This window comes from Kordiimonas sp., from assembly GCF_048264555.1.
In the GTDB taxonomy this organism is placed as follows: domain Bacteria; phylum Pseudomonadota; class Alphaproteobacteria; order Sphingomonadales; family Kordiimonadaceae; genus Kordiimonas.
In genome coordinates this window covers 169,568-180,874 of sequence record NZ_JBLXCX010000004.1, presented here as the reverse complement: position 1 = coordinate 180,874, position 11,307 = coordinate 169,568, and the positions used below count along the sequence as shown (strand labels likewise).

The 11,307-nt window shown below is 53.2% G+C and carries 12 protein-coding genes; 5 read left to right on the top strand and 7 right to left on the bottom strand.

The window, feature by feature from the left end; genetic code table 11:
- Positions 1-48: 48 nt before the first annotated feature.
- Positions 49-1,368 carry a hypothetical protein gene (locus ACN0XZ_RS12790; RefSeq protein WP_417458166.1) on the bottom strand — a complete coding sequence of 440 codons (1,320 nt, stop codon included), beginning with the start codon at positions 1,366-1,368 and terminating at the stop codon, positions 49-51.
- A gap of 75 nt (positions 1,369-1,443) precedes the next feature.
- Between ACN0XZ_RS12790 and pgeF the strand changes: the two genes are divergently transcribed.
- Complete coding sequence (gene pgeF, locus ACN0XZ_RS12785) at positions 1,444-2,205, top strand: peptidoglycan editing factor PgeF (RefSeq protein WP_417458165.1); 762 nt, start codon at positions 1,444-1,446, stop codon at positions 2,203-2,205.
- Between the two features lie 156 nt (positions 2,206-2,361).
- A complete protein-coding gene (locus tag ACN0XZ_RS12780) occupies positions 2,362-3,294 on the top strand; it encodes a ribose-phosphate pyrophosphokinase (protein ID WP_417458382.1) in 933 nt (310 codons plus the stop codon).
- A 52-nt stretch (positions 3,295-3,346) separates the two neighbouring features.
- Here the strand turns inward: ACN0XZ_RS12780 and ACN0XZ_RS12775 are convergent, their stop codons facing one another.
- Both ACN0XZ_RS12775 and ACN0XZ_RS12770 read right to left on the bottom strand, forming a co-directional pair.
- Positions 3,347-4,081, bottom strand: coding sequence for a CPBP family intramembrane glutamic endopeptidase (locus ACN0XZ_RS12775; RefSeq protein WP_417458164.1), 735 nt, complete (start codon positions 4,079-4,081; stop codon positions 3,347-3,349).
- Positions 4,082-4,226: 145 nt separating this feature from the next.
- Entirely contained in the window at positions 4,227-5,036 is an 810-nt protein-coding gene (locus ACN0XZ_RS12770; RefSeq protein WP_417458163.1) for a substrate-binding periplasmic protein, read from the bottom strand.
- Positions 5,037-5,435: 399 nt separating this feature from the next.
- Here ACN0XZ_RS12770 and ACN0XZ_RS12765 point away from each other — a divergent pair, with 399 nt between their 5' ends.
- From ACN0XZ_RS12765 to ychF, 3 genes are read left to right on the top strand one after another with little or no spacing between them, the layout of a single operon-like run.
- Positions 5,436-6,068: a 50S ribosomal protein L25/general stress protein Ctc gene (locus ACN0XZ_RS12765; protein WP_417458162.1), complete on the top strand. Its 633-nt coding sequence runs from the start codon at positions 5,436-5,438 to the stop codon at positions 6,066-6,068.
- 53 nt (positions 6,069-6,121) lie between these two features.
- Positions 6,122-6,835, top strand: a complete 714-nt coding sequence (pth, locus tag ACN0XZ_RS12760; protein ID WP_417458161.1) for an aminoacyl-tRNA hydrolase — start codon at positions 6,122-6,124, stop codon at positions 6,833-6,835.
- Position 6,836: 1 nt separating this feature from the next.
- On the top strand, positions 6,837-7,940 hold the full coding sequence (ychF, locus tag ACN0XZ_RS12755; protein WP_417458160.1) for a redox-regulated ATPase YchF: 1,104 nt from the start codon (positions 6,837-6,839) through the stop codon (positions 7,938-7,940).
- Here the strand turns inward: ychF and ACN0XZ_RS12750 are convergent.
- The 4 genes from ACN0XZ_RS12750 to ACN0XZ_RS12735 form a co-directional block, all read right to left on the bottom strand.
- Positions 7,937-8,410: a putative signal transducing protein gene (locus ACN0XZ_RS12750; RefSeq protein ID WP_417458159.1), complete on the bottom strand. Its 474-nt coding sequence runs from the start codon at positions 8,408-8,410 to the stop codon at positions 7,937-7,939. The two genes, ychF and ACN0XZ_RS12750, sit on opposite strands and share 4 nt — an antisense overlap.
- A 41-nt stretch (positions 8,411-8,451) precedes the next feature.
- Positions 8,452-9,114 carry a hypothetical protein gene (locus ACN0XZ_RS12745; RefSeq protein WP_417458158.1) on the bottom strand — a complete coding sequence of 221 codons (663 nt, stop codon included), beginning with the start codon at positions 9,112-9,114 and terminating at the stop codon, positions 8,452-8,454.
- Positions 9,115-9,167: 53 nt separating this feature from the next.
- Positions 9,168-9,821, bottom strand: a complete 654-nt coding sequence (locus ACN0XZ_RS12740; RefSeq protein ID WP_417458157.1) for a hypothetical protein — start codon at positions 9,819-9,821, stop codon at positions 9,168-9,170.
- 98 nt (positions 9,822-9,919) lie between these two features.
- Positions 9,920-11,224 carry an amidohydrolase family protein gene (locus tag ACN0XZ_RS12735; protein ID WP_417458156.1) on the bottom strand — a complete coding sequence of 435 codons (1,305 nt, stop codon included), beginning with the start codon at positions 11,222-11,224 and terminating at the stop codon, positions 9,920-9,922.
- Between the last annotated feature and the right edge of the window lie 83 nt (positions 11,225-11,307).

Here is an 11,307-nt window from a genome sequence, read left to right as displayed (position 1 = left end):
AAATTGATATATATCTAAATGATGCATAAAACAACCGATGGCAGGCAACTATTGATGATTTGAAAGACTAAACGCGGACCGCAGAGCACTGACACTAGCCTCGCCATCCGTATGCTTCTGAGCCAGAAATTCCTTCAAGCGGCCTATCTGACTTTCTGTAAACCCAAGCTGGTTCATGGTGGCAAAAAAGAGCGCCGCGCTCGGAGTTTGTCGGATATCGGTTTCATCCCAACTTGCCATCGCGCGCCAGAACCGGAAGAGCCCTTCGCTCGGCTCATCGCTATTCAGAGCCTGGGCGATGATACGGTTGATGAGCGCACCACATTGATAGAGCGTATCGAACTTTCCAGCTTCAATTGCCCCATCAACACTGGTTTCTTCCAGATAACCAGCGCAGCGGCTTTCAACTGTTTTCCAGACCTCATTATATCGCTCGGCAGTATGCACCCCGGTGCGCAGCATCAGCTCATGTGCGATCGCGTCTGCGGCTCCTTCGTGCACCCAGGGCGCGTCTTCCCCCAACTGCCCATACCAGACCTCATTTTGCCAAAGGTGCAGCACTTCATGCGCGGCGAGCTTGGGATAAAAATCCGGCGACCCTATCGCCCAGTCGGCTGAGCGCTTCCCCTTAAGCGTGAAGAGTATCTGCCGCTTGAGCGAGCCTCCTTTTGAGTGGTCTTCCTTAGAGGTCATCAACTCCCCGGCTGCCATAAAAACATGAAAGGGATCTACCGGTTTGAAGCTAAACAAATCTTCGAGCAGCTTGCTCGCTTCCGGCAGTGATTTTTCTATGCCCTCACGCGCTGCTGTAGGCATTCCGGGGTCAATGACCGTTAGCATATTAGCGCTGGTCAGCCCTGTCTGAGGGCCGAAATAAACATATTGATGATCCAGCACCTCCGGGTCGCGCGCAATCACGGTTTCGCCCGGCAGGCCTTTATAGCGCGCGCGAACATCATAGGCCTGCCACACGCCATCTTTGAAAACCTTCCCGGTCATATAGCCGGTGTAGGCTACCATCCCACCATCCGTGAACGACGAGAAGGCCATATAGTTTTTTATCGGCACCGCGGTGTAGGTATCCATCTCCACACCGGTGCAGTGGAAAGGTTCACCGTCTGCGCGCGCAATCTGAGCCGCGCCACCGTGGAAGGAGAGTTCGTATTCGGGGAGCAGCGTACGCCAACTGCTTTCCCTGAAATTTTCTATAGGCCGCTCAAAACCGAGAATCTCAACGGGTTCATCAAAACAGTATTTCGCGCGCCAGACATCACCTCCCAACCGCTCAAAAGTGAACCGCCCGGTCACGTCTGAAAATGCGGCGCCCGTATGCATCATTGCAAGCAAGAGAATGATAAGCGCGCGCATGTTACCCCCTGTTTTTCGCCACTATCTTGCTTATAGTGGCATTCCCTGTTCCGCACGCAAGCATAAAGACCGCTCATGACAAACCACAAAACCTGCCCGCACTTCCAATCTTCTCACGCATTTTTAAGCCGTGACGATGGCGTCTCAGGAGGCATTTACGCTGGATTAAATTGCGGCCCAGGCTCCAATGACAAACCTGAGCATATTGCCATGAACCGCCGCATCGCGGCACGCATCATCAGTGGTGATAGCAACACGCCGGTGCTTAGTTGTTACCAGGTTCACGGCAACACGGTTGCCAGAGCCATGAGCGACTGGGGTGATGAACGTCCCAAAGCGGACGCCATGGTAAGCTGCACCCCCGGTCTTATACTCGGCATCCTGACGGCGGATTGCTGCCCCGTATTATTTGAGGACGCCAAGGCTGGTGTTATTGGTGCTGCACATGCTGGCTGGCAAGGTGCCATCAGAGGGGTGCTCGCGGAAACCATCAAAAGCATGGAAGCTATGGGCGCAACTCGCGGCAATATTCGGGCAGCCATTGGCCCTACGATCGCGCGAGAAAGCTATGAGGTTGGCGCCGAATTTTATGCCCGCTTCCTGTCAGAAGATAGAAACTTCTCCGCCTTCTTTGGTGAGGGGCGAGACACTGATCACTTTCAGTTCGATCTGCCAAAGTTTGTGCAGCATAGACTGGAAAGCGAGGAAATTGGCGGCATCTGGAACGCCGCAACCAACACTTATACAAGCGACGCACATTTTTCATACCGCAGAACGACTCACAGGCAAGAGCCTGATTATGGCCGCCAGCTCTCGGCAATCATGCTACGGGGCTAAGCCTGCTTTTTGTAATAATCATGCCGCAATCACCCGTTTTACGCCAATCAAACCACAAATAAGCCTTAGGGCCGCCTCCTGCCTTTACAGCTTCGCCTCACGCTGTTAAACGAACCGCACACGCAACATCTTCATTGCACGGAGGCCTTTATGGGCATGAAGATTCTAACCGGGAACTCAAACCCGGAACTGGCGGAAGCCATTGCCGCCTACCTGAACATGCCGCTTGCCAAAGCTGCTGTGAAACGTTTTTCCGATCAGGAAGTTTTTGTTGAAATTCATGAAAACGTTCGTGGTGAAGACGTATTCCTGATCCAGCCGACCAACTTCCCTGCCAATGACCACATGATGGAACTTCTGGTGTGCATTGATGCGCTCAAGCGTGCATCTGCCCGCCGCATCACTGCCGTCATTCCTTATTTTGGTTATGCACGCCAAGACCGGAAGCCTGGTCCACGGACACCAATTTCTGCAAAACTGGTTGCAAACCTGATCACCACAGCGGGCGCCGACCGCGTGCTGACGATGGATCTGCACGCTGGACAAATTCAGGGCTTCTTCGATATCCCGACTGACAACCTTTATGCCATGCCAGTTCTCGTGCGTGACCTGAAGGAAAAATACGCGGGCAAGAAAACCATGATCGTGTCGCCTGACGTTGGTGGTGTGGTTCGCGCCCGTGCTTACGCAAAACGCCTTGATGCACCGATCGCCATCATCGATAAACGCCGCGAGCGCGCCGGTGTTTCTGAAGTGATGCACATCGTTGGTGACGTTAAAGATTATCACTGCGTACTCGTCGACGATATCGTCGATAGCGCAGGCACACTCTGCAACGCGGCAAAAGCACTTGCTGATGCAGGCGCCTCCAGCGTTTCAGCCTATGTGGCGCACGGTGTACTCTCCGGCCCAGCCTATGAGCGCATTGAAAACAGCGTCATGGACGAGCTTGTCATCACTGACAGCATCCGACCAACAGAAGCATGCAACGTGAACCCCAAAATTCGGGTTGTGACTGTGGCGCCGCTTCTCGCGGAAGCGATGAACCGCATCGCGCATGAAACCAGCGTTTCAAGCCTGTTTGACTAAGGTTTGCGCGATAGAATTTTAAAAGCCCCGCCCTCTGAGCGGGGCTTTTTTTCTAGTCTCCGGTGACACCAAGATACCGCATGGTCATACCTAATGAGTTGATCGCACCATGCGCAAAGATTAGCGGCATGATATTGCGGCGGCCAAACCAGATATACAGCAAGCCAAGACCGAGGCCGATAGAGCCTGTCACCAGCCCACCGTTGAGCCCCTGATAATATACGTGACGGTAGCCGAAAAAAACGCTGGCTATGAGCACGGCGATCACATCGGCTTTCTTGTTTCCACCCAGTAACACACTGATTTTCGTGATGATGAATGCTCTGAACAAAAGCTCTTCAAAGAACGACCCATGTGTCCAGACGAGGACCAGCATGAGCAAGTAGGCACCAAGGTTGCCTTCCAAATGTGCGAACCGCCCGCTGGTGCCAACGTCCTCAGCGATAAGGTCTGCCACCTCTCCCATCACGCCAGATATCATGATGATAACTGCGAAGGTAAGCACCGAAAGGCCGAGGGTTGTGCTCCACTTTTCTGGCCAGTTTAAACCCAGGTCCGACCACCCCTGAGAGCGCCGTTTCAACAACCATGTTGCCACCACCATGGCAGTTAACGTCGACGCAGGCCCTGCATAAAGCTGGGTGAAAAGCAGCAAACCCTGCTTCACAGCAACCAGAATGCCTACAACAGTTATGAGATCACTGAGTGCGTGCCAGTCGTGCGGTGCCGGGTTAGGCAAAGGTAATAGTCCAGAAGCCTCGTCGGCTTTCCGTTTGGTCGTGTTCATTATGTATCCTCGCGTTTCGCCCACCTTTATCGGTGTTTGGCTTATGTATTGCCAAGTAGCAGCTTTACGCATGAAGCAACAGAGTTATCGGCGCGAGAGCCCCCAACGCCCCCCTCAGCGCAGGAAGATTAACTATAGGCAAGTATCAGGGGTAGATGAGGAAGTCGCCAAGTCCCTCACGGTCAAAAAAAGATTTCAACGTCCCATCTGCACTCAGGCGGGAAAGTAGGCCTTGAAGGGTATCTAGACTGATGGGGCCACCTTTCCGTATCATGATCGGCAATTCATAGTGCTGATCCGCAAATGGCGCGACCATGACGCGGTCAGCAAGCATTGGGTTAGCGTTTATTGAACGCCGTAGAAATGCATCATTCACAATCGCTACATCAGCGTTACCCATCAGCATATGGCGAAGAGTGAAACGCTGCTGGTTCGCAAACACCACATCATAGCGCGACCTTATCTGTTCAGGCTCCGCGTTGAAGCCGAGGAAGGCATAGTGATATCCAAATGTAATGGCTATGCGGCGTTCCCGAAGGTCACGGAACACATTGTCACCCAACTTATGCCCTACCCGGGAGACAAAAATCTCTCTGCCGGAAAGTATCGGTGCTGAGGTTTCCACATGCGATGCAACTTCAGTCCACCCCCACACAGGCATCTCGAAGAACATCATGTCAATCTTGCCGTCTGCAATCTGCTCATAGCGGCGTTTGGCGGGGATGTGAGTGAACTTGAACAGAAACTCGGTTTGCGCTTCGTTGAGCATAGTAGCGAAATCGGGCGAAACCCCTCCTTCACCTTCGACAAAGGGTTCAAATTGATACCCGCCAACCACCACAGCACGACGACCACTCTTCTCGTCGGCACTCACTGCTGACGAGAAGAGCTCAAAGAACGTTACTAAAACAACAAGAGCAAATGCTCCCGTCTGGCTCCCTGCCCAAAAACGCAACTAATATCTCCGCATAACTCTCCCTTAAACTCTGCCTCAAAACTTCTTAAGAAGGAATAAATCTCTGCCTGAAACATCAGTGATTCTCCCGTTTTTCAGGAAATTTCTATATTAGATTGCAAACTAAACTCATGGGTATAAATAAGGGGTGGGCCCGTCGGGTTGTGTTACTATGCCTAGGCATGCCAGCCCACATTTGTACCCTCACGCACGCCGTGCGTTACAGATTAAGACGCAAAGTAGCGTTTGAGCCTTGCATTTCCCGGCAAATCGCGGTAAATCGCGCCCGACCGCTATGGGATCGCCCATAACGGCAACTCCGTCCTTGCATCCCTGGAGGAAGCGACGGTCACCGTGTTCGGATGGTCCGGCCGGTGTTTGATAGTTTGGAGAAATAGTATGGCTAACGCTGTAACCATCGTTGCCGAGCCGCGCGAACGGATTGGTAAGGGAGCCTCCCGCGCCGCGCGTCGTGCAGGCAAAGTGCCTGCCGTAATCTACGGCGACAACAAGGAACCGGAATCAATTCAGATCCCACAAAACGAGATCATCCGTTTGCTCAACCGTGGTGGCTTCATGTCTCACACGTTTGAAGTTCAGGTTGGCAAGAAGAAGACAACCGTTCTTCCTCGTGATCTGCAACTGCACCCGGTAACCGACCTTCCAATGCACATCGATTTTCTGCGTCTTGGCAAAGGCGCTGAAGTTGTGATGGAAGTTCCGATTAAAGTTGTCGGCGAAGAGAAATCGCCTGGTCTCAAGCGCGGCGGCGTGATCAACCACACCCGTCACGAAGTAGAACTTCATGTTCCTGCGGACTCGATCCCAGAGTACATCGAAGCAGACATTTCTGCGCTCGACATCAACGAATCTGTGAAAATCAGCAACGTGACCCTGCCAAAAGGCTGCACGCCAACGATTACAGACCGTGACTTCGTTATCTGTGCCATCGTTGCGCCTAGCGGTCTGAAGTCTGCTTCAGCAGCTGCTGACGATGATGCTGAAGACGCAGCTGACGATAGCGACGATTGATAACGCTATCCGGGGCGCATAATTAGCGCCCCGCTGTAGCCGGAGGACTTTCCATGCTGCTTTTTGTCGGACTAGGCAACCCAGGCAGCACTTACGAAAAAAACCGGCACAACGTAGGTTTCATGGCGCTTGACCAGATTGTCGAGCGCCATATTTTTTCTACTGGACCTAAGCGCTGGCACTCAGAGACCTTTGAAGGCCGTCTGTCAGCCAACAAGATCATCGCCATCAAACCACAGACCTTCATGAACCGCAGCGGCCAGGCCGTTGGCGAGGCTATGCGTTTTTTTAAGCTGAACCCCGAGAATGTCGTCGTCTTTTATGACGAACTTGATCTCGCGTTTGGCAAGGTCAAGGTCAAGATCGGCGGGGGTGCTGCCGGGCACAACGGCATCCGCTCAATCACAGACCATATCGGTGCTGATTTTACCCGTGTGCGTATCGGCATTGGTCATCCGGGCGACAAGGCATTGGTACATAACCATGTGCTTGGAAACTTTGCGAAGGCGGAACAAGACCAGCTTGATGATGTGCTCCGCGCCATCACGAGCGAAGTAAGCTTTCTGGCAGAAGGTGATAACGCCCGTTTCATGTCTGAGGTAGCGCGCCACCTGCAACCTGCCCGACCAAGCACGGGCACCGCCCCTGAGCAGACAAAAAAATCAAAATCAACGCCACCCACAAGTGGCGAACAAAACGATAACGAAGGCCCGATGGCCAGCGCGCTGCGCGCCTTGATGGGCGGCGCGAAAAAAGGAGACAAGTAACATGGGTTTCAAATGTGGCATTGTTGGCCTTCCCAACGTTGGCAAATCAACGCTTTTTAATGCGCTGACGAACACCGCCAATGCAGCTGCTGCCAACTACCCTTTCTGTACCATTGAACCCAATGTTGGCCAGGTCCCTGTACCTGATGAGCGCCTGTATGCGCTGGCGAAACTTGCAGGCTCAAAAGAAATTATCCCAACTCAGCTGTCCTTCGTTGATATCGCCGGGCTTGTTCGCGGCGCCTCCAAAGGTGAAGGGCTTGGCAACCAGTTCCTCGCCAACATCCGTGAAACAGACGCCATCTGCCATGTTCTGCGCTGTTTTGAGGATGACGATATCACGCACGTTGACGGCAAGGTTGACCCGGTTTCTGACGCAGAAACAATTGAAACCGAGCTGATGCTTGCTGATCTCGAAAGTCTGGAAGGCCGCATTCATGGTCTGGGCCGCCGCGTTCGTGGTGGCGACAAGGAAGCCAAGGCAACCATGGATATGATCGAACGTGTCATTCCCATCCTCAAGGACGGCAAACCTGCCCGCATGGTAACACTGAACAATGAAGAGGAAGAGCGCACTCTTGTTGGTCTCCAGCTCCTGACCTCCAAACCGATTCTCTATATCTGCAACGTAGACGAAGACAGTGCCGCCACAGGCAACGCGTTCTCCAAAGCCGTGGAAGAGATGGCCGCAGGTCAGGGCGCAGGTTGTGTGGTGATCTCAGCGGCTGTTGAGGCGGAGATCGCACAGCTTGAAGATGAAGACGAAAAGGGCGAATTCCTCGAGACCCTGGGGCTTGGCCAAACGGGCCTCGCACGTGTGATCCGCGCAGGTTACGACCTTCTCGAGCTTATCACCTATTTCACCGTTGGCCCAAAAGAGGCCCGTGCCTGGACCATTACAAAGGGCACCAAGGCACCACAGGCAGCAGGTGTTATTCATACCGACTTTGAAAAAGGCTTTATCCGCGCGGAGACAACCGCATACGACGACTTTGTAACCCTCGGCGGTGAGCAAGGCGCAAAGGACGCAGGGAAGATGCGCCTAGAGGGCAAAGAATATATCGTTGTTGATGGCGATGTACTGCACTTCCGCTTCGCGAACTAAGACAGCATAACCACAACGCTAAATAGCGCCACTGCGGCAATCATAATGAATAAAATAACAAGCGGCTTCGTTAACTCGGGGTCGCTTGTTTTATATATGTGGCCACAGCTCAAACACTTACGCCGGTTCCCCTGCGGCCCGGGGATCAGGAAATCAAGCAAAATAAACACCGGTAGCCAAAGTGGCGATCGGTACCGCGCCACGTTCTCCGAACCACATTTGGGGCAGCTGTCTATCTGGTCTTCCGCTACAGGCTGTGTGACAGCGACCGGCTTGTCGGAGAGCAAAGCAAGGGCCTGCTCAAACTCATCATCAGCCACCCATATACGGTAGCCTTGTGAGAGCGCGAGGTGCGGCATGATGCTGCCAGCCTCGAAGTTATCAAGATGGACCAAAAAACCTTCCTGATCCAGAAGCGCCTTTTTAACCAGCACGTCAGTGTAGTCGCTGCTTTCGAAAAGTATTCTCACCTCGTCCCCCAAGGCTTTTGGAAACACCATCTACCCCGACGTTACGCGGAACCTGTATCTTCTACAAAACGAAATGATCGTATCAGGTAGGAGAGAGCTCCCTGAGTATAAAGTAGTATGGGAGCATAAATATAATGGAGATATCCGCCAACACTCTCCTGCCACCAAACCAGTCCAAAGGTTAAGAGAAGGGGGCTGAAGCGCAGAACCATGACCATAGGCGTCGCCCCCCTAAAAAACGGTGGAAGCCACAACGAGCGACCCAAAATCAACTGCACGCAAATCGGCAAGGCCATCCCTGCCGCCCACAGCCCAAGGCACGCAACCACAAGCCAGTTGATGGCACCCAGCTCCGGGCGTTTCGTAAACCAACCAAGCGACGCCCCAGCCAACGCAATCCATACAGGAAGTAGCGTGGCAAACATGGCCACAAAACACTGCGCCAACAGCACATAGTAGCGTTTGCCTTCTGCGGCTTTGATGCGCTCAACAAAGGAAAACCACACAAGCGCGGCACAGAGAATTTCAACATTGAGAACGATTTCCCACCACAATCGTGACCGGCTGAAACCAACATCCGTTAGTGTGGTGAAATAGGCGCCGCTCATAGACGTCAATACACAGCCTGTGAGCAGCATGGCGATCGCTGTCAGGATAGATCTGTTATTTGAAACTCGTATTCGCAATAAAGATAGCCCCAGCACTTTTATATCTCAGTACTTTGAACAGCCTACCCTGTAAGAAGTAACGAAAAGGTTTAAATATCACTGTCCCGCGGCGACGCGTGATAGGCCTTCTTCAAATAGGGTAACGCGCCCTGAATATACATGAAAATGGGTACAAGCATATAAAGCGTTACGCTGCCCCGTATCGCCTCTACCGCTAGAATGGCCGCAATCACAAAAGTTGGCCAGAAAATCTTCACCCATGCAGCAGGGTTCAACCCCAACCTCTCGCCAGCCGCACCTAGCTCGCTGCGACCGACAATCATGGTGGTGAGAATGGGCATCACAAAAGCGCCAACCGCCCATAAGCCCATACCAGCTAGCATCAGAACGATGACCGAGCTTTCGGGCGGTGCGATGCGAAACCAGTCATAATAAGCCCCCACGATGAGGAGTATGACCGGATAAGACACCGAGATCATGCCAATAATGAAGTTGACTACGGCCCTGAGCCGCCACCTTCCCTCGCCCTGTTGCATGCGGTTGTGATGACAGAACCACATGAACGCCAGGCACAATATCTGTAGATTAAGGACAATCTCCCACCACCAGCGGGACGTGAGCGCACCAGAACCAAAAATTTCGGGAGCGAAGAAAAAACCAACCTTGAACGCCATGATCGCGCCCACAATCAGCAGCGCCAGCGCACCCAAGAAGGCTCTTGAATCCTGAATTTTTCCGGCCATTCCGCTACTTGGTTCCTCTTGGTCCCCACCCTGATTTTGGGTGGGATGGCCGCCGAGGCAAGGTATCACCCCGGCGGTAACTGTCTACAGCGCCTATGCTACTGCTTTTTAACCTGTTTGCCAGCCTTCATAACGAAGTCAACATCAAGAAGTTCCTCAATGTTTTCAAGTGGGCTACCATGAGTTGCGATAATATCGGCATGCTTGCCAACCTCAATCGTGCCAAGGCTATCGGACATGTTAATCAGGTCGGCCGCACTAACGGTGGCAGAAACCAACACATCCATCGGCTTCATGCCCGCGTGGTGCATCAGCACCGCTTCTTGCGCGTTTGTTCCGTGGCGAGAAACACCACTATCGGTGCCGTAGGCGATTTTCACCCCCGCTTTATATGACGCCTTGAAGTTCGCCATCATATCGCCACCAACCCGCAGCGCCTTTGACTTGATATCCTCAGACATGAAGTTGCTGTTCTTGGCCATATTGACCACTGTGTCGCCCGCCAGAAGGGTTGGCACCAGATAGGCCCCACCCTTCTTGAACAGACGAATGGACTCTGCGTCCGCATATGAGCCATGTTCGATGCTATCAACACCGGCCCGAAGCGCCGCATTGATGCCTTCCGCCGCATGCGCGTGAGCGGCAACCTTGCGCCCCAGGCTGTGCGCGGTATCCATGATCTCTTTAAGTTCATCATCCGCCATTTGTTGGCCTGTGCCTGTGTTTGTGTCGGAGAGCACACCGCCGGTCGCCGTGATCTTGATCACGTCTGCGCCAAACTTCACCGCTTCACGGACAGCGCGGCGGCAATCAAATGGGCCATCACAAATTGTTTTGCTGGTGTAAAGCTCCAACAGGTCGTGGCGCATGCCGTCCACATCGCCGTGGCCGCCGGTGGGTGACACGCCACCCGAGGCGACAATGCGCGGGCCATCAACCCAGCCGCGGTCGATAGCATCACGAAGTGCATAAATATGCTGTGGTGATGACGCTCCCAAATTACGGACCGTGGTAAAACCAGCCTGCAGTGTCTTGTCTGCGAAATATACGCTGTGCATACCCACATCTTCAGATGACCAGCGCAAGGTCTGGCTATCCGCGTTGGCGCTCAACTCACCCTGAATATGCACGTGCATATCCATCAAGCCCGGCATGACAAAACTGTCTTTAAGGTCAATCAGGGTCGCGTCATCACCATAATCGGCTGCAGCCTTAAAACCGTCTTCGACAGCCTTGATCATGCCGTCTTCAATGACAACGGTCTGGTTCTTCTTGGCCGCCTTCCCCGGCACCGCCAGAAGTTCCCCTGCGTGGATCACCTTAATATCCGCCGCAAGTGTGGCACCACCAGCAGCAGTCGACAACAGAGCGGCAGCCACCGCCATTTTTAGTGAGCGTTTCATCTCGTCTCCCCTTAGACTTTTATACTCAAATCTCAACTTGGGCCGCAGTCTGTCACAGACGACGGAAAAATCAAACGGAGATA